At 53.2% G+C, this 18,094-nt stretch carries 17 protein-coding genes; 16 read left to right on the forward strand and 1 reads right to left on the reverse strand.

The window, feature by feature from the left end:
* Positions 1 to 446: 446 nt before the first annotated feature.
* The gene (locus CO655_RS34030) at positions 447 to 596 is read right to left on the reverse strand and encodes a hypothetical protein (RefSeq protein WP_176539321.1); all 150 of its coding nucleotides are present in this window, start codon (positions 594 to 596) and stop codon (positions 447 to 449) included.
* Positions 597 to 1,244: 648 nt separating this feature from the next.
* On the opposite strand from CO655_RS34030, the gene CO655_RS28460 reads away from it, so the two are divergent.
* The 16 genes from CO655_RS28460 to CO655_RS28540 all read left to right on the forward strand — a co-directional run bounded on the left by CO655_RS28460 (position 1,245) and on the right by CO655_RS28540 (position 18,080).
* Positions 1,245 to 3,035, forward strand: a complete 1,791-nt coding sequence (locus CO655_RS28460) for an ABC transporter ATP-binding protein (RefSeq protein ID WP_097667549.1) — start codon at positions 1,245 to 1,247, stop codon at positions 3,033 to 3,035.
* Positions 3,032 to 3,919 (forward strand): SDR family oxidoreductase, encoded by an 888-nt coding sequence (locus CO655_RS28465; RefSeq protein ID WP_097667550.1) that lies wholly within the window; start codon positions 3,032 to 3,034, stop codon positions 3,917 to 3,919. Before CO655_RS28460 ends, CO655_RS28465 begins: the two co-directional genes overlap by 4 nt.
* Positions 3,920 to 3,934: 15 nt before the next feature.
* A complete protein-coding gene (locus CO655_RS28470) occupies positions 3,935 to 5,128 on the forward strand; it encodes a glycosyltransferase family 4 protein (protein WP_141514371.1) in 1,194 nt (397 codons plus the stop codon).
* A gap of 97 nt (positions 5,129 to 5,225) precedes the next feature.
* A complete protein-coding gene (locus tag CO655_RS28475; RefSeq protein WP_097667552.1) occupies positions 5,226 to 6,023 on the forward strand; it encodes an aldolase/citrate lyase family protein in 798 nt (265 codons plus the stop codon).
* Between the two features lie 4 nt (positions 6,024 to 6,027).
* Positions 6,028 to 6,807 carry an SDR family oxidoreductase gene (locus tag CO655_RS28480; protein WP_210201031.1) on the forward strand — a complete coding sequence of 260 codons (780 nt, stop codon included), beginning with the start codon at positions 6,028 to 6,030 and terminating at the stop codon, positions 6,805 to 6,807.
* 3 nt (positions 6,808 to 6,810) lie between these two features.
* Positions 6,811 to 7,560 carry an SDR family oxidoreductase gene (locus CO655_RS28485; protein ID WP_097667554.1) on the forward strand — a complete coding sequence of 250 codons (750 nt, stop codon included), beginning with the start codon at positions 6,811 to 6,813 and terminating at the stop codon, positions 7,558 to 7,560.
* An 11-nt stretch (positions 7,561 to 7,571) separates the two neighbouring features.
* A complete protein-coding gene (locus CO655_RS28490; RefSeq protein WP_097667555.1) occupies positions 7,572 to 8,339 on the forward strand; it encodes an NTP transferase domain-containing protein in 768 nt (255 codons plus the stop codon).
* A 25-nt stretch (positions 8,340 to 8,364) separates the two neighbouring features.
* A complete protein-coding gene (locus CO655_RS28500; protein ID WP_141514372.1) occupies positions 8,365 to 9,858 on the forward strand; it encodes a hypothetical protein in 1,494 nt (497 codons plus the stop codon).
* Positions 9,859 to 9,870: 12 nt separating this feature from the next.
* Positions 9,871 to 10,389, forward strand: coding sequence for an HAD hydrolase family protein (locus CO655_RS28505; RefSeq protein WP_097667558.1), 519 nt, complete (start codon positions 9,871 to 9,873; stop codon positions 10,387 to 10,389).
* Between the two features lie 148 nt (positions 10,390 to 10,537).
* On the forward strand, positions 10,538 to 11,452 hold the full coding sequence (locus CO655_RS28510) for an SDR family oxidoreductase (RefSeq protein ID WP_210201032.1): 915 nt from the start codon (positions 10,538 to 10,540) through the stop codon (positions 11,450 to 11,452).
* 20 nt (positions 11,453 to 11,472) lie between these two features.
* On the forward strand, positions 11,473 to 12,546 hold the full coding sequence (locus tag CO655_RS28515) for a polysaccharide biosynthesis protein (protein WP_097667560.1): 1,074 nt from the start codon (positions 11,473 to 11,475) through the stop codon (positions 12,544 to 12,546).
* Positions 12,547 to 12,554: 8 nt separating this feature from the next.
* Complete coding sequence (wecB, locus tag CO655_RS28520) at positions 12,555 to 13,718, forward strand: UDP-N-acetylglucosamine 2-epimerase (non-hydrolyzing) (protein ID WP_097667561.1); 1,164 nt, start codon at positions 12,555 to 12,557, stop codon at positions 13,716 to 13,718.
* A gap of 42 nt (positions 13,719 to 13,760) precedes the next feature.
* Positions 13,761 to 14,687 carry a glycosyltransferase gene (locus tag CO655_RS28525; protein ID WP_097667562.1) on the forward strand — a complete coding sequence of 309 codons (927 nt, stop codon included), beginning with the start codon at positions 13,761 to 13,763 and terminating at the stop codon, positions 14,685 to 14,687.
* Between the two features lie 57 nt (positions 14,688 to 14,744).
* On the forward strand, positions 14,745 to 15,974 hold the full coding sequence (locus CO655_RS28530; protein ID WP_097667563.1) for a glycosyltransferase family 4 protein: 1,230 nt from the start codon (positions 14,745 to 14,747) through the stop codon (positions 15,972 to 15,974).
* 91 nt (positions 15,975 to 16,065) lie between these two features.
* Positions 16,066 to 17,241, forward strand: coding sequence for a UDP-4-amino-4,6-dideoxy-N-acetyl-beta-L-altrosamine transaminase (pseC, locus tag CO655_RS28535; protein WP_097667564.1), 1,176 nt, complete (start codon positions 16,066 to 16,068; stop codon positions 17,239 to 17,241).
* On the forward strand, positions 17,238 to 18,080 hold the full coding sequence (locus CO655_RS28540; protein ID WP_097667565.1) for an aldo/keto reductase: 843 nt from the start codon (positions 17,238 to 17,240) through the stop codon (positions 18,078 to 18,080). The genes pseC and CO655_RS28540 overlap by 4 nt, the downstream gene beginning before the upstream one ends.
* Positions 18,081 to 18,094 lie beyond the last annotated feature (14 nt).

The following is an 18,094-nucleotide window of genomic DNA, read 5'->3' on the forward strand; positions in this document are numbered from 1 at the left end:
CTCACTATTGTATTCCGGCAACAGCAAACCCGGATGCGTCTTGCTCTATCGTCGATGCGCCGCAACGCCCTGCAACGGCAAAGCTGATGCGATGACGAAAGACGTTTGAGGTGCGGCCTTGCCGTGGGGTTTGTCATCAAGCGGCGAATTCCCGCGTGTCGACGTGCGTCCTGAGCTCGCGGTCAGCAAGGATAGCTGTTTCAAAACAATGATCGATGCCGGCCAGAGGCGAAAGGATCGCACCCAAGACTTTCCCAACGATATCGCCTTCCACCAACGAGTTGCGGTTGCTCGAAACACTGCATGGTCCAAGCTGGATCGTCAATGCCAATGCCAACGAGCCGGCGAAACAGAAGGTCGCATTCGAGGCACTCCTTCAGGAGTCGCTCAGAATGGCTCGAATACAGGCTTCCAAAAGCATGATGCGTAAAGTTTCTCAGTCTCAATCAACGGCCGCCCGATCGGGGATAGAGCGCTGCAAAATCCTGTTCAAGTAACAAGGCCGTCGTTGACGATCTGCCGGATTGCCCGCAGTAGATGATCATGACGAACAGGATCTCCGAATCGACATAGCTGAAGAGTTGACCCGTCCTCATATCGCCTCCACCTATTCACCAACTCCGAATCGCCAAAAGCAAGTGGATGAAGGCAAGAGCCTATGCGCCAGAGATTTTTCCCAAAGCGCCAACAAGAGAAATCCCATCCGACTTGAACGTCGCCCGTCTGTGCGTTGCCGCTCAAAGGGTGCATCAATCATCCAATTGTGAGATGGCTTCGGGATCCAGAGCGCGAGACAACGTTGTTTTCAGAGCATTACGATTCTGCCTCTCACATTTGCTTTTGAACGACAACGCCCTTCTCCATCCATCGGAGGCGCCGCCAAAATTCGACGAACCACTTAGAGGTTGCGGCTCGAATTCCTGTCAAGGCAGCGGATTTTACGATGGCCATACGACCTGGCCCCGCAACTAAAGTTGACAAAGATTATCCTTGGCATAATCCTCTTTCCGAACAGCAGCATAAGCTCGGAGAGCGGTGTTTGGATACCGTCCCGGCACGTCGCGCACAATTGGACAGCAGAGGTCGCTAAACGGCGGGAGAACGATTCAAAGCCGAGCATCCGTGGAACAAGGTCAAAGCGACGGAGAAATTCGTCAGCGATGAGCTCCCTTTTGTTGACAGTCGAATTGTGCGAAAGAGTGCAACTCGAATGGCTAGCGGTCCCTACCTATTGAAGATGAGTTATGAAATTACCTATCAAGGAAAGTCTGACACTTCTCGACCCGAAGACGCGTCGGAAGCTGCCGCTCATGGCGCTCAGCTTTGCAGTTGCGGCAACCTTGGATGCTATCGGTGTTGCGCTGTTTTTTCCGCTTGTCCTCGCACTTGTCGACCCGACGAGCTCCGCCAAGCTTCCGATGCTGGAACGTCTTTTCACTTCGACAGAGCTGGCTGAACCGCGTTTCGTCATTTTTCTGCTGGCTTGTCTGATTGCGTGCGTATTCGTGTTCAAGAACGTACTTGCGGTGACCTTGCTTTCTTGGCAGTATAAGGTTCTTTTCGCCGCCGAAGCCGACCTTGGCAGCAGGCTTTACGCCAGCTATCTTCAAAGACCCTGGCCTTCCATCGCGAACAGAAATTCCTCGGAACTCATTCGTAATGCGTCCGTGTCCTGTAGCCAAATTTTCCTGACTTTCATAATTCCTCTCTTTACGATCATCGTTAATTTTTTGCTGTTCTGTGTGATTTTCGTTGTCCTTCTTGTTGTCGATACACCAACTGCTGTCGGTGCAGCTACATTGGTTGCCATTTTCGGAGGTGGATACTTCTGGGTCGTGAAGACCCGTCTTCATCGCATCGGCGTCCGCTTCCAGGATGCAAATTTCGAACTTCTGAACGAATTGAAGCAAGGAATAGGCGCCGGACGTGAAATTCGAGTTCTGGGTAGACAAAATGAGTTTGTCAGAAGATTGCGTTTTTCCCGAGAGAAGTATGCCAGCGTGCAAGCATTGCGGAACGTTCTGACGCAGTTGCCGCGGTACTATCTCGAAGTCGTTCTCGTATTTGTTGTGCTGTCAATCATATCGATTATGGCCTTGGTCCGGCCGGTAGTAGAAATTGCACCGGTGCTGGCAGTTTTTGGTTTTGCGTCCCTGCGACTTATGGATGCGATGAGTGCAATTCTGGGCGCTGCGCAGCAGATGCGCATCGGCGCACCTGCCGTGCTCGCAGTCAGTGCCGAGTTCCGTGACAAACTGCTTGCCCCGCCAGCCCCGAAAGTACCAGATCGCTCGTTCGAAAAGCCCGGCGAGACTGGATTGGTTCTGGATAGCATAGATTTTGCCTATGACCGAGGCGACAAAATTCTGAGAAACGTGGATCTTAGAATCGAATGGGGGGAATGCCTAGGCATCGTCGGCAAATCAGGAAGCGGCAAAAGCACTCTCTTTGACATAATGATCGGCTTGCTCCCGCCCACTGCAGGCACCATACGTTGCGACGGAAGTGACATCGCGTACCAGCGGGATGCTTGGCTGGCGCGGATAGGCTATGTTCCACAGTTCGTTTACCTGTCAGACGAAAGTCTTCGACAGAATATAGCGTTTGGTGTTGCGGACGCGGCGATCGATAACGCCCGCGTTTTTAAAGCGATTGACCTTGCGCAATTGACCGACTTCGTTAATCAGCTCCCGCGAGGCGTCGACACTCTTGTTGGTGAACAGGGGGCAGCAATTTCCGGAGGCCAGCGGCAGCGAATTGGTATAGCGCGTGCGCTATATCATGATCCGGATGTCATCTTCATGGACGAGGCAACCTCAGCACTCGACAACGAAACCGAAAGCGCTGTCGTCGAGACCTTGGAATCGTTAAAAACCGATAAAACAATCGTAGTCATTGCCCACAGGCTAAGCACATTGAAGCCCTGTGACCGGATTCTCCTTTTGAAAGATGGTACGCTCCGATCATGGGGCGGTCGGACGAGCGAGGCTGTGGATGGCGAGCAACAAGATTACTCGGCTGAGGAAATGCAATGAGCACGTGTTGGTTGATCGTGGGTGGAAGCGGCATGCTCGGGCATGCGTTGAGTGCGTCGTTGATTGCCCAAGGCATGCGGGTTTGGGCAACTACGGGTAATCATTCGATGGCAGAATCTCAGGTTTCCACTATACCATTGGACCTTGCCCGCGATTTCGATGCCGGTACTCTCCTTGATCAGGTCAAGCCTGACGTGCTCGTCTATGCGGCAGGTCTGACCAATGTAGACAAATGTGAATCGAACGAGTTACTTGCTACGCGCCTCCATGCCGGGGCGGCGCGCGAATTTGCGTCGGCTAGTCAAGGAAGATGCCGATTTCTCTATATATCGAGCGACCACCTCTGGGATGGCACGACGTCCAACGTCGTGGAGGATGATCCCGTTCATCCTTTGAACGCTTATGCTAGAACCAAGGTTGCAGGAGAACGGGCGACACTGCAGGCGAATCCGGAAACACTCGTCTTGCGAACTAATTTCTTTGGACGAGGCTTGCCTTGGCGCAAATCGCTTTCCGATTGGATGACGGATTGCTTGCGAGCGGGAGAGCCGCTGGGCGCATTTGCCGACGCCCATTTTACGCCAATCGCGATGCCGCTTCTCTCGGATTATATAGTCCGTTGTGTGTCGAGCAATTTGTCCGGCATCTATCATTGTGCTGGTTCGGAGCGGGTTTCAAAATTCGAATTTGCGATCCGCTTGGCAGGTCGGCTCGGTCTTGACGAAAAACTCGTTGTTCCGCGCTATCTGGTCGATGCAGGCTTGAAGGCTCTCCGCCCTTTGGACATGTCGCTTTCTACGCGGAAGCTAGCAGAAGCGCTAGGTCATCCACTGCCGAATTTGTCGGCGAGTTTGGATGCGCTTTCCAATAAAAATATCGCCTAAAATCATGATCACGTAGTGAGCAAGCAGACCGATATGGACGTCTCCAAATGTAAGGTTATGGTCTTCTGCGACTATTATTTGCCCGGATACAAAGGCGGCGGTCCCGTCACTACCATCCGTAACATCGTGACGCGTTTGGGCAATGAGATCGATTTCTCGATTTTCACCCGTTCCAATGATCTCGGTGAAACGATTGCGTACTCCGACGTTCCGCTCGATGTTTGGCACCCGTTTTTCGGCGCTTCCGTTCGATACGCTACGCCCAAGAGTTTAACAGTTTCGAATGTGCGCCTAATATTGCGCCAGAAGAAGCCTGATGTCGTCTACATCAACAGTCTTTTTTCCCGAAAATTTTCTCTGCTTCCGTTGTTTGCAGCAAGACTTGAGAGGCGCCAGATGCGGGTGGTCATCGCTCCTCGGGGAGAATTGTCGCCTGGTGCACTCGCATTGAAAAGGACGCGGAAGAAGATTTATCTCACGACTCTACGCGCCACCGGTCTATGGCGGCATGTCGTTTGGCAGGCTTCCAGCCAGTTCGAGGAGATGGATATACGTTCAGTTATGGGAAAGGCCGCGACAGTGGTCGTTGCACCTGATCTGCCGTCCATTCCATTGGAACCGCCTCCCCGGCAAAAGAAGGCTGCCGGCAAGGCCCAGATTGTATTTGTGGGGCGTATCTCGCCCATGAAGAATCTGGCGGGTGCCATCAATGTTCTGCGCTCACTTTCCGGAAATATCGTTTTCTCTATTATCGGTCCGGTAGAAGACCAGAACTACTGGGCCATTTGCCAGCGCGAATTGGCGAAGCTTCCGGAAAACATCCGAGTTGATGTTCTCGGCCCACAAAGCCCAGAAACCGTACTTGCATCGCTGTCCCGTTTTGATGCGTTCTTTTTGCCATCCCTGGGAGAAAACTATGGCCATGTCGTCTTCGAATCCCTTGGCGCTGGGTGTCCGGTGATTATAAGCAACAGGACGCCATGGAGGGGGTTGGCCGGAAGAGGCGTCGGCATGGACGTGCCTTTGGAGTCACCCGAAGCTATGTCCGCTGCTCTTCAGCAAATCATCGATATGGATGAGAATGAACATCTAAAGATGAGGACTGCTGCAAGGGCTTATGCGCAGTCATTGCTGGCAGATGACAAGAGTGTCCAGGCTTCTCGTGCACTATTTGATATGGGATGCGAACTGAAACGTGAGCGATTCTGACGACGCCGCGTGTGTTGCGGCGATGTGAGCTCCTGGCTTGTCTTGCACCGTGCCCAGTGATAACAGCGACACAGTTTAGAAATCTGTGCGGTGTCCTATGTCATTTGAAGCCAGACTTACACGTCGACAGGAGCTGAAACAAAAACTGCGCAACCGGGAGCGGGCTTTCGGCGGCTGGGTTTCCTATCCTGACCCGTCCATCGTCGAGACGTTTGCCCGGGCGGGCTTTGATTTCATCGCCATTGATATGGAACACACAACCATTTCGCTTGAGCAGGCCCGCCACATCATCACCTCCTGTCAGGCTGAGGGGACGACATGTCTCCCACGTCCTGTGTCGCACACCAATGACATCTTCAAACCCCTACTCGAAGCAGGTGCCGATGGACTGATCGTCCAGATGGTCGAGACGAAGGAACAGGTCCGGGCTTTGATCGATCATGCCAAGTTTCCGCCGATAGGGCGTCGGAGCTACGGCGTTAACAGGGCCCACGGATATGGATTCGACTTTGATCGTTATATCACCAGCTGGAACGATGCATCGACCGTGATGCTGCAGATCGAATCGATCGCCGGTGTAGAAAACATCGACGAACTGCTGAGTTTCGACGAGGTCGACGCTGTTATGGTTGGACCATATGACATTTCCGGTTCACTTGGATTGCCCGGACAAATTAATCACCCGCGCGTCCGCGAGGCTGCAGCCAAGGTCGTCGGGGCCTGTAAACGTCATGGCAAAGGGTGTTGCACCCAGGTCGCGCATGTGACGCCCGAGGCGATTCAGGACGTTTTTGACCAGGGATATACCTTCGTTATTCTCGGTTCCGATCTATTCGTACTGTGGAAATGGGCCGAGCAGACACGGTTGGCCGTCAGTCAATTCAAGGGTGCGTAAAACAATGTCAAAATTCATTGAGAAGCTTTTCGACCTCGAAGACCGTGTTGTGGCGATTACCGGCGGCGGTGGCCACTTATGCGGTGAAATGGCGCGGGCCTTCGGCGAGGCTGGGTGCAAGGTAGCCGTTCTTGATATCCGTCCGGAAAAATCGGAAACGGTCGCCGCACAGATTAGAGAAAGGGGCGGTTCCGCCGTCGGTCTTGCACTAGATGCCACCAGCAAAAGCAGTTTCGAGTCGGCTCTAGAAGCGATCAATCGGGAATTCGGGGCGCTCGATATCGCAGTCAATGGCGCCGGCACCAACAGTTCTACACCCTTTTTCGAGATGGAACTGAAGGAATGGCATTCGGTGATGGATTCTCAGATCACCAGCACTTTTCTCGGCTGCCAAGTTTTCGGTCGCCAGATGGTCGCGAAGCGCTCCGGCTCGATCATCAACATTTCATCGGCCTCTGCCGGCCCCCCGTTATCCAGGGCGTTTCCCTACTCGGTCGCCAAGGCAGGCATTAAGAACCTGACGCAGAATCTCGGCCGCGAATGGGCCAAGCTTGGAGTGCGCGTAAACGCGATCCGTCCTGGGTTTTTCCCAACCGATTGGAATCGGAAGAATTTCATAACTGCAGAACGCGAGACTTCCATTCTTGGGCACACGCCAATGGGCCGTTACGGCGAGGTAAGTGAGTTGATTGGCGCGATGATTTGGCTCGCGTCCGACGCGGCCGGATTTGTGACCGGCGCAGAAATCGCTGTGGACGGTGGTTTCTCTGCGATGACGATCTGAGATATGACCATAAAAGTTGCAGTTATCACCGGTGGCAGCCGCGGTATTGGGCGCTCACTCGTCGAAGGCTTTGTCAATGCTGGCTACAAGGTGGTAGTTGGAGCCCGCAATGAAAGTGGAATCAGCGAAATATCGGAAGCCCATGTTCGTTTTGAAGCCATAGACGTTTCGGATGAGGATGGGCACTGCCATCTCGTCGATACAGCGTTGGCCTGGGGAGGCAAGCTTGACGTCTATATCAACAATGCAGGCTTTTCGGAATGGCGCCCCCTTGAGGCGATCGATGAACTGTTCTTCGATACGATGATCGGCGTCAATCTGAAAGGCACCTTCTGGGGATGCAAGGCAGCCGCCGCTGCCATGCGGGAAGGCGGTTCGCTGATTAATATTTCCAGCCTTGCCGGCAAACGCGGTAGCGCCAACAATGCCATGTATGTCGCTTCCAAATTTGGCGTGAATGGGCTGACTCAGTCGCTCGCGAAGGAACTTGGCCCCAAGTCCATTCGCGTAAATGCGATTTGCCCGGTTCTCGTTCGTACCCCGGGGTTGGTCGAAGCGCTCGAAACGGAATGGTCACCAGCGAAAGGCCAGCCAGATGAGTTTCTGAAGACCTTCACCGCAGGGAATTCAGCTTTGGGCTGGTTGCCCCGCGGCGATGATGTTGCTGCAATGGCCGTTTTCCTAGCCTCGGATGGCGCGGCGGCGATCACCGGCCAGTGTATCAACGTGGATTGCGGCGTGTTTCCCCAATAAGGTTGCTATACATGAAGGTGATCGGTCTCATTCCTGCGCATCTAGCGTCTGTCCGCTTTCCGCGGAAGATTCTTTTTCCGTTTCACGACGTCCCGATGATCGAACATGTGCGTCGCAGGGCATTAATGGCAGAGGGGCTTGATGAGGTATATGTCGCCACCTGCGATGAAGAAATCGCGACGACAGTAGCGTCGTCGGGCGGAAATGTTATCATGACCGCTAAGACCCATCAGAATGGTACGAACCGATGCGCGGAAGCAGCTGAAGCGCTCAGTTGCACACATATACTGTTGTTGCAGGGCGACGAACCGTTGCTGCTGCCGCGACACATCTCGGCTATGATTGCGGCCATGCGGGCTAATCCTGAAGGTGATGCCTGGAATGCAACTGCCCCGATAAACGAAGCCAGCGAACTCGACCGTCATTCCTTTGTCAAGTGCGCGTTGGGGATCCACGGCCGGATCAATTTCTGCTTCCGGCGCTCGCCGTCGATCGCTTCTTTCGAAGCACAGCAGACGGCGATCCGCAAGATCCTGGGTATGATAGGCTTTCGCCGCGACTACCTGATAACAATCGCCGCCGAGCCCGCGACAACTTTCGAGAAATTGGAATCGATAGAACAGATGCGGATCGTTGAAACCGGTGGTTTCCTGACATCGGTTCCCGTTGACGAGAGTCTTCCTTCTGTGAACGAACCTGCCGAAGCGCAGCAAGTGCTGGATTATGTCCAGCACTCGGAAGAGCAAGCGAACTTGCTGCGTCGGGTTTTAGCATGGTAACGCAATTATGGACTTAAGTCAGGTTATGACAGCGCAACAGGCAAATTCACGGCTGAAAGCAATCGCCTCATCCGGAACCGATCTGTTGCGGAGCAGTGATAATTCGGCGGTCGTCGCTGCGCCGATGCTCCATTTTCGAAACGCTCATCCGAACTCGCTCAAATTATATGCCGATGTGTTGAGGTCGCGCTTTGCCAGCAGCCTCGCCCGCGCCACTTTGCCAATTATCTATCACAATCTTCTTCGACCGTTCGTCGGTCGCAAGGGGAGTAGGTTTCGGGCTGGTGATCAGTTGCCTGAGCAGACGGACATTCTTTTTGTTTCGCATCTTCTCGATGTGCGGCGGATGCAGCAATCCAACGACATCTATATCGGCGATCTTGCCGAGAAGCTGCAAGGCCACGGCATTTCATCGATAAATGCCCTGATTGATCATACCCAGAGTTCCTCGTCAGATATTTCGGAAAATTGGTGCCGGTCTTCAACACCGAGAGTAGTGCTTGCCCGGCAGCTCGATATTCATACTGAGCTGCAGATTTCAGCGCGGCTTAGCCGTGCCGCTTTCAGCCTAGTGAAAAAAAGCATTTCGGGAAACACGGAGCTGGCTCGGTTTGCTGCTCTAGACGCTTTGTCTCCCACCGCACGGGACGCGATGCGAATTGCACGCCAAATTGGAGATCTGGTCAAGCGGTTGAAGCCGAAGATCGTCATGACGACTTTGGAGGGACACAGCTGGGAGCGGCTTGCATTTCATGCCGCACATGAAGCAAATTCCACAACAATCTGCGTCGGCTATGCGCACGCGCCGTTATTTCCTATGCACCACGCTCTAACTGCCGAACTCGGCAATGGATATGATCCCGATGTCATTGTGGTGCCAGGTGACGTGTCACTGTCAGTGCTAAAAAACAATCCGACCATGCTCGGGAAGGATATACGAGTTCTTGGCAGCGTCCGGAGTTTTGCCAAGAGCGAAGAATTCAGTAAGGAGCCAATTTCAAAGATTTGCCTTCTTCTTCCCGAGGGCCTAAACGACGAGGTTTCTGCATTGATCCGGCTAAGCCTGGAAGCGAGCGCAAAATGTCCAGATGTGCGGTTTCGAATTCGGCTGCACCCCGCCATGTCGAAGAGTCTTTTCTTAAAACAGCAGCCGGAATTTGCTAATTTGCCCCCGACATTTGAATGGTCTCAGGAACGCACGTTGAACTTCGATTTGGCAGAAGCGAATTGGGCGCTTTACAGAGGAAGCACAGCGATTATCAGCGCGCCGCTCCTGGGCACAAAACCGTTGCATTACCGGGTTCCCGGTGAACTGGCGGATATCGATCCCTTATTCGCGCTCGAAGGATATCGTGAAAGCGTTGATGGTCCGGAGCAGTTAGTGCGAATCCTGTCGACTGAACACGTTAGCACGGAAGCCGAGTTATCTACGGCAATCGACTTTTGTAGTAAATTTTACGTGCCGCTTCGCGAAAACGTTCTTGTCGATCTTATGCGTGGGTTCAAAAGTGAATCGTGAGGCCAAACGAAGGTGATTGTCTTGCCAAGGGTTTTGACATCGGATCCCGCTTTAGCCAGTGTAAGATTGTTGACATGTGACGTTGATGGCGTGCTGACGGATGGGGGGATGTATTTCGGTCCGGACGGGCTCAACCTTCTCCGTTTCCATGTTCAGGACGGAACTGGCCTCAAAATGCTACTGTCGGAGGGTGTCGCAGTCTGCTTCATCTCGCAAAGCAACAACGCTATCATTGCCCAACGGGCATCCACCCTTGGTGTGCCGCATTGTTTCCTCGGCGTAGATGATAAACTGGGACCGATCGCCGATCTGGCCACTCAGCTTAACATTGGCTTCCAAGATATTTGTCACATAGCAGATGATGTAAACGATCTAAGTCTACTCGAAAAAGTGGGCTTTCCGGTAACTGTCCCTGGCGGCGCGGCTAAGGTGAAGGACGTTTGCCGCTACGAAACAAAAACGGCTGCCGGTCACGGGGCCGTCAGAGAGCTTTGCGAGGCGATCATCACCGCGAAAAATTCGGGCAACTAAATTCATTACTTGGATTGCGAGACGTTGGATCAAACAAAGGACACAGAAACCCGATCGGCTTATTATTTGCGGGGCTTTGATTTCTCCTGTAGGGGAACAACCTGCACGGTTCATTGGCCATGCGTTTGTGTGATGGAAGTCGCGAAATGTGGGAAAACCGGGCGGTGAACAACTCATGCGGATACTGATATTGGGCGGCGACGGGATGTTAGGCCACCGGCTACTGTTGTCGCTTCGTGATTGTCATACTGTCAAGGTGACCGTCAGACGTGCGCTAGCCGATTACGAGATCTATGGAATATTTGATCGATCAAATACATTCGATCAGGTGGATTTGCGCGATGCGTCGCGCGTTCTTGAAGTGATGTCGGAGTTCTCTCCGGATTTGGTCGTTAACGCAGCCGGCATCGTCAAGCAAAGAGATGCAGCATCAGAAGCCTTGCTCAGTCTCGAGATGAATTCCGTTCTCCCTCATAGGATCGCCAATTATTGCCGCTCTGTCAGTGCTTACTTCATACATTTCAGCACGGATTGCGTGTTCAAGGGCGACAAGGGCGGGTATTGCGAAACAGATATTCCCGATGCTGTTGACCTCTATGGCCGAACGAAGCTATTGGGGGAGGTAACATATGAACACTGCATCACTTTGCGAACTTCCATCATTGGTTTGGAGTTGCACAGAAAGACGAGCCTTATCGAATGGTTTCTGAGGCAGACCGGCGAGATAAAAGGTTATAAGCGCGCAATCTTCACGGGTATTACGACTATAGAGGCCGCCCGCCTTGTCGATTTCTTGACATCGCGTCTCGGGAAACTCAGTGGCGTTTACAACGCAGCCTCAAAGCCTATCAGCAAATACGACCTGCTTCTATCCTTATCCGAGAAAATGGGCCGGACGGACGTAAGAATTGTGCCCGACAGCAGTTTTCATTGCGACCGAAGTCTTTTAAATGACCGCCTGGCGGAAAAGACTGGCTACAGCCCACCATGCTGGGATGTGATGCTTGAAGAATTAGCCCTGCTGGTCAAAAAAAGACAAACGTTGAACGCAAACTCGGTTTGAGATTGCTAGAAAGAGATCGCATGAACAATATATTAGAAGATAAGCGAATCCTCATCACTGGTGGAACTGGCTCCCTTGGCAAAAGCCTTGTTCGCCGGATTATCTCCGGGGAGCGTGGCAGTCCGAAAAAAGTGATCGTGATGAGCCGAGATGAAGGAAAGCAACATGAAATGCGCCTTTCCTATCTCAGCAAGGGCGCAAGTACCGATGAAGTTATTTATCGCAACTTCTTGAATATGCTCGAATTTCGCATTGGCGACGTTCGTTCATACGCGGATGTATGCGCAGCAATGCGCGACGTCGATATCGTCATCAATGCGGCGGCTTTGAAGCAGGTTCCGACCTGTGAGTATTTTCCGGAACAGGCCGTCATGACGAATTGTGAGGGCCCGGTCAATATCGTGCGTTCCGTCCGCGAGCGTATGTCGACACCTGAGGTCGTGATCGGCGTGTCCACGGATAAGGCTTGCAAGCCCGTTAATGTGATGGGTATGACAAAAGCTATTCATGAGCGTATTTTTATCGCGGGCAATGTCTTGGCGGAGAACACCCGCTTCGTTGGTGTTCGTTATGGCAACGTGCTTGCGTCGCGGGGTTCCGTCATTCCCGTGTTCCATGAGCAAATCAAGAACGGCGGGCCGGTGACGCTGACGGTTCCAGAAATGACGCGGTTTTTGTTGACGCTCGACCAAGCTGTCGATACTGTCTTCGAAGCGATTGAACGAGCGCTCCCGGGAGAAATCGTCGTTCCTCGTGCACCGGCTGCCACTGTTCTGGACATTGCCAAGGCCTTGATTGGCGAACGCGACATAGCCACCAAAATCGTCGGAATTCGCCCTGGCGAAAAGATGCACGAGCTTATGGTTTCAGAGGAAGAGTGCGACCATACCATCATCCGCGGGAATTTCATGGCAATTCTTCCCATGCTGCCGGAACTGCAGCGAGAGACGCTGGATAAGTCAGTGATTCTTGGCAAGGAGTTCAGCTCTGCCGACACGGTTATGACGTTGGCTGAGACTAGGAGCCTGCTTGAGCGGCACAAGCTGCTCGTCGAACAGCGCGATTTTGCCGACACTTCTGAGCTACTGCGCTGAGATCGGCCATGTCCAAATCGCGGGAAGTACGGCGGGCGCGTCTAAAGGTTGCGACTATTGTCGGGACGCGGCCCGAAATTATCAAATTGAGTCGTGTCATCGATGAGTTAGATCGCTATGTTGATCATGTGCTCGTGCACACCGGCCAAAACTACGATTACGAGCTGAACGAAGTCTTCTTCGAAGACTTGGGTATTCGCAAACCAAATCATTTTTTGGACGCTGCAGGGCCGACCGCTGCAGATACGATTGGATCGATCATCTCTAAGAGCGATGCCTTATTACGTGAAATCAGGCCGGATGCGATTCTTCTCTATGGCGATACCAACAGTTGCCTGTCTGTCATCGCAGCCAAGCGGTTAAAAATTCCGGTCTTTCACATGGAGGCGGGCAACCGTTGCTTCGACCAAAGAGTGCCCGAGGAAATCAATCGCCGGATTGTCGATCATTTGAGTGATGTCAACATGACGCTGACAGAGCATGCGCGGCGTCACCTCCTGTCAGAGGGAATTAAACCAGAGCTGACATTCGTGATCGGCTCTTCGATGCCGGAAGTTCTGACGCATCATCAGCAGGCGATTGCGGCATCAACCGTATTGGAACAACTCTCGCTCACTCGAGGCGGATATTTCGTTGTGTCGGCCCATCGCGAGGAGAACGTGGATTCACCTGAGAAACTGCTTATGCTTCTCGAGGGGCTCGATATGCTTGCCGAGCGGTTTGAAAAGGAAGTGATCGTTTCCACTCACCCGCGCACCCGCAAACGATTGAGCGGTGCCGAGCTTAAGAGATCGCCTCGCGTTCGTTTTATGAAACCGCTTGGCTTCCTTGATTATGTAAAATTGCAGCGGGAGGCGTTCTGCGTAGTTTCAGACAGCGGGACACTGACCGAGGAGGCCTCTATTCTTGGCTTTCCCGCAGTTATGATTCGAGAAGCGCACGAGAGGCCGGAAGGGGTGGATGTTGGTACCCTCATCATGAGCGGCTTCGATCCAGAGCGGCTGTACGACAGTGTCTCAGTCGTCACATCTCAGGCGGCGGATATCGCTGACGGTCGCGCCACGCCGTTGATCGCGCCACGCGACTATATGGTCGACGATGTGGCGCGCAAAGTGGTCCGGATAATCCTAAGTTATAGCGGGTACATTGACCGGACAGTTTGGGCGAAGTGACCTAAGAAGGTCTACCACCGGGCGGATGCCCACGCAGGGAAGATGGTTGTGAGAGAAAAAATAGCATATGTGGTCCCCACCAAGGATCGCCCTGACGATCTGCGGAAGCTCTTTGACAGCCTTCGGAGGCAAGGCGATGCACCCGATCAGGTAATTATCGTCGATGCAAGTGAACCACCGATAAGGGCAATATGCGACGAATACGCAGATCTTCCGATCACATATGTCCGCGAATACCCCCCCTCACTCGCCAGGCAGCGCAACGCTGGAATGGCAGCGTTAAATGAGGGGATTACAATTGCCGGTTATCTGGACGACGATCTCGAACTCGAACCAGATGCTACCGGCAAAATGAGAGAGTTCTGGGGGGCCGCAGGGCCGGGTGTTGGCGGCGCAGCCTTCAGTATTGTCAACCAGCCTTTGAGACATTCTGCCTTGGGGGTCGCTGCCGACTTCTTTCTGTTGAACGCGAAGCAGCAGGGTCGGTTGCTACGATCAGGCTTCGCTACGTCTATTGCGGTTCCCTTTGAAGATATTGAAACCGATTGGCTATATGGTGGTGCTACGCTTTGGCGACGGAAGGTAATCGAGCAGCATCGTTACGATGAGTGGTATATCGGTCACGGCTTTCTAGAGGACGTGGACTATAGCTACCGTGTGTCACGAAATCACAAGCTCTGGGTTGTCGCCTCTGCCCGGGTATGGCATTGGCCTCGTCCGGTGATGGCGTCGAAACAATTTACGCTCGGCGTGCAGCAAGTCGTGAATCGTATTTATTTTACTAGAAAGATGGGCACCTTTTCCATCCCAGCGCTTTCATGGGCGCTTCTCGGGCAATGTTTTTTCAATATAGCACAATCCGTTCAGCAGAGAGAAAGCAGCGGCTTTCGGCGCTTTCTCGGGAACCTTAAGGGTCTCGCCCTCGTCATCAGCGGCAGACTCAATTCAGTCGACGGAATCTGGAAATAACGTGGACCTGTCCCGTGGCGACTAAGACCGGCTGTTCATTAAGGATGTTAACGGGTCATGCGCATTCTATTCGTTTCCCAATATTTTTGGCCGGAGGATTTCCGCGCGAACGATATCGTTTTGGGGCTGAAGGAACGTGGCCACGAAGTTGTTGTCGTCACAGGCTTGCCGAATTATCCGGGCGGTAAGCTTTTCCCGACCTATTCATTATTTCGAGGACCCTATAGAGAGGAGTGGAACGGGATAGAAATTATTCGAAGCCCGTTGTTGCCGCGAGGCCAGTCCAACGGCATCAAGCTGGCTTTGAATTATATGAGCTTCGCACTGCTCTGTTCCGTGATCATGCTGCTTCGCCGCAGAAAGGCAGATATTGTCTTTTGTTGGATGGTGTCCCCGATAACGCAAGTGCTACCCGCTGTTGTTGCCAAAAAGCTTCTGAACGTCCCGCTTGTGCTCTGGGTGATGGATCTCTGGCCGGATAGCCTTTTTGCGTCCGGGCGAGTGTCGAACCGACATCTGATAAAATTGGCCGGCAACTTTACTGGATGGATATATAGACACTGCGATATCATCCTGGGACAATCCCGGCGGTTTACGGGTCATATAAGGAAAGTCGGGCGGCTTTCACACGAACGGGTGAGCTATATGCCGCAATGGGAGCCTCCCGTTCCACCTACGGAATGTCAACCCACGAGTCTTCCGCCTTTTCCTGAGGGGTTTCGGATCGTATTTACTGGTAATGTGGGATTTTCACAGGATTTCGGCACGATCGTCGAGGCAGCCCGGCTTTTGTCTGTAAGATCGGATATCCATTGGATTATCGTGGGAGAAGGCGATGCGCTTCCATGGGTGCGGGAGCGTGTCGTTGAAGCCGGTCTGCTAGCGAACTTTCATCTGGTCGGACGTTACCCATTCGGTGCGATGCCGGGATTTTACGACAACGCAGACGTTCTGTTGGCGACCTTGCGCGGGGTCGAGATTTTCAGCATGACCATTCCGACCAAAATCCAATCCTATCTCTCCAGCGGCAAACCAATAATCACCGCGATCGATGGTGAGGTCGCCGAAATTGTATCTGAGAGCGGAGCGGGGTTTGCCGTCGCAGCGGGAGATGCTGAGAGCCTTGCTAGCGCGGTATTAAGAATGGCGTCGCTTTCGAAACAAGAGCGCGGGGAGATGGGCGAGCGAGGACAGCAGTACTTCCGAAAGAACTTTGGACGGGAGGAGCTCCTTGACCGTCTCACAACATTGCTTAATGAAGTAGCAGAAAGTGACTCGCGAACCTGATCCAGCGGCCTGAAAGGGCTGCGGAACAAAAAGAGGCCGAAATAGCCATCGGCGACGAGAGACGCAACTATAGGCAATAAGGACAGAAAGCATGATCCCCTACGGCCGTCATCATATCGACGAAAGCGACATCAAGGCCGTGGCTGACCTGTTGCGCGATGGATTTCTTACACAAGGCCCGATGGTGACCGCGTTCGAAAATGCCGTGGCCGCCTACACCGGGTCAAAATTCGCTGTGGCCGTTTCAAGCGCTACCTCGGGACTTCACCTTGCCGCCGCGGTCGCCGGCGTCCAGCCTGGCACGACTCTGGTGACCTCCCCAATAACCTTCGTGGCCAGCGCCAACGCGGCGCTGTACAATGGAGCTGCTCCTCTGTTCGCCGATATCGACGCGGCCACCGTCAACCTAGATCCGGCTAAACTGGAGAAGGTCCTAGCGATGAACAGCGACGTCAAGGCCGTCGTGCCGGTTCATTATGGCGGGCTCGCCTGTGACATGGCCGCGATTCGAGAAGTTGCCGACCGGTTCGGCGTTTTTGTGATCGAAGACGCCGCGCATGCGCTCGGCGGGAACTATCAGGACGGCGGAAGAATTGGTAATAACAGTTTTTCCGATATGACGGTGTTTTCGTTCCATCCCGTCAAGGCTATCGCTGCCGGCGAAGGTGGTATGATCACGACCAACAGCGAAGATTCCTACAGGCGTCTTCTAAGACTCCGCAGTCACGGCATCAACAAACTGGACGACCCGTTCATCTACGACGAGGATGCGTTTGCGGGCGGTGAAGCTAATCCCTGGTACTACGAGATGCTGGAGGTAGGTTACAACTACCGCATCACCGATATCCAGTGTGCCCTCGGACTTTCGCAGTTCCGGAAGCTCGACCAATTTATTTCAAGGCGGCGGCGGCTTGCGATGGTCTATGATGACGCTTTCAGCGACTTTAAAAACCTTCGCCCTGCTCAACCGAGGAAAGGGCGGGACCGGAGTGGGCTTCATATCTATGTGGTGCGGATCGATTTCGACGCTATCGGCATGGGGCGCGGAGAGCTTATGCGGGCGCTGAGAGCCCGCAATATTGGATCGCAGGTCCACTATATTCCGGTTACCAGCCAGCCCTATTATCGCAATTTAGGTTTCAAGACCTCAGACTATCCAAACGCTGCGGACTTCTATAGCCAGGCCCTCAGCATTCCGCTGTATTTTGATTTGTCCGACGATGAGCAGGCAATGGTTATCGAAGCGCTTCGAGAACTTGTTGGATGAAGCTCAGCCTGGGAACTGCGCAGTTTGGGTTAGCCTACGGTGTGTCTAATACGACCGGACAGCCCTCGGAAGCCGAGACAGCCCTCATCATCGCGCGGGCGCGGCAACACGGTATCCGCACTATAGATACAGCCAGAGCCTATGGCGATGCGGAGAAAAGATTGGGCGAGATTGGGATCGAAGGATTCGACATCGTCACCAAGATTGGTGGTGTTGAAGGGCCCCATCTTACAGATGAGGTGAGATCATCGCTTTCAAGCTTGCGAATCGCAAGCCTCTATGGGCTGTTGTTGCATCGCCCTTTCGAACTACTTGCTAGCCAGGGCGCCGATCTCAGAGATGCTATGGTGCAATTGCGGACGGCAGGCGTGGTGAAGAAGATTGGGATGTCGGTCTACGATCCTTCCGAGCTTGACGCGGTAATTCCATTTTTTCGGCCTGATATCGTTCAACTGCCCCATAACATTCTCGACCGCCGGATGGAGCGAAGTGGCTGGCTGCAGAAATTAAAGGATATGGAAGTTGAAATTCATGTCCGTTCAGTGTTTCTACAGGGCCTGCTGATCATGCCGTCGTCTGCGCGTCCGACGCGGTTCGCACGCTGGCAGCCGTTGTGGCAGCATTATGAAAACTGGCTCAGACGGGTTGGCGTGTCGCCTGTTGAAGCCTGCCTTGGTTTCGCACTTGCGAATCCTTTAGTGGATCGCGTGATTGTAGGTCTTGTGAATACGACCCAGATGGAAGAATTACTTGCGGTAAATCCATTGAAGGAAAGCCCTCCTGAAATCTTAGCGAGTGACGATCAGTCCCTGGTAAATCCAAGTCTCTGGAATAATTAGGTTTCTTCGCTCTG

It is taken from the genome of Rhizobium sp. M1, from assembly GCF_002531805.1.
Classification (GTDB): domain Bacteria; phylum Pseudomonadota; class Alphaproteobacteria; order Rhizobiales; family Rhizobiaceae; genus Rhizobium; species Rhizobium etli_C.

Bases quoted from the DNA above. Each gene is read 5' to 3' on its own strand.
- CO655_RS34030 (WP_176539321.1), bottom strand. From the start codon at position 596: ATGAGGACGGGTCAACTCTTCAGCTATGTCGATTCGGAGATCCTGTTC.
- CO655_RS28460 (WP_097667549.1), top strand. From the start codon at position 1,245: ATGAAATTACCTATCAAGGAAAGTCTGACACTTCTCGACCCGAAGACG.
- CO655_RS28465 (WP_097667550.1), top strand. From the start codon at position 3,032: ATGAGCACGTGTTGGTTGATCGTGGGTGGAAGCGGCATGCTCGGGCAT.
- CO655_RS28475 (WP_097667552.1), top strand. From the start codon at position 5,226: ATGTCATTTGAAGCCAGACTTACACGTCGACAGGAGCTGAAACAAAAA.
- CO655_RS28480 (WP_210201031.1), top strand. From the start codon at position 6,028: ATGTCAAAATTCATTGAGAAGCTTTTCGACCTCGAAGACCGTGTTGTG.
- CO655_RS28485 (WP_097667554.1), top strand. From the start codon at position 6,811: ATGACCATAAAAGTTGCAGTTATCACCGGTGGCAGCCGCGGTATTGGG.
- CO655_RS28490 (WP_097667555.1), top strand. From the start codon at position 7,572: ATGAAGGTGATCGGTCTCATTCCTGCGCATCTAGCGTCTGTCCGCTTT.
- CO655_RS28500 (WP_141514372.1), top strand. From the start codon at position 8,365: ATGACAGCGCAACAGGCAAATTCACGGCTGAAAGCAATCGCCTCATCC.
- CO655_RS28515 (WP_097667560.1), top strand. From the start codon at position 11,473: ATGAACAATATATTAGAAGATAAGCGAATCCTCATCACTGGTGGAACT.
- wecB (WP_097667561.1), top strand. From the start codon at position 12,555: ATGTCCAAATCGCGGGAAGTACGGCGGGCGCGTCTAAAGGTTGCGACT.
- CO655_RS28525 (WP_097667562.1), top strand. From the start codon at position 13,761: ATGGTTGTGAGAGAAAAAATAGCATATGTGGTCCCCACCAAGGATCGC.
- CO655_RS28530 (WP_097667563.1), top strand. From the start codon at position 14,745: ATGCGCATTCTATTCGTTTCCCAATATTTTTGGCCGGAGGATTTCCGC.
- pseC (WP_097667564.1), top strand. From the start codon at position 16,066: ATGATCCCCTACGGCCGTCATCATATCGACGAAAGCGACATCAAGGCC.
- CO655_RS28540 (WP_097667565.1), top strand. From the start codon at position 17,238: ATGAAGCTCAGCCTGGGAACTGCGCAGTTTGGGTTAGCCTACGGTGTG.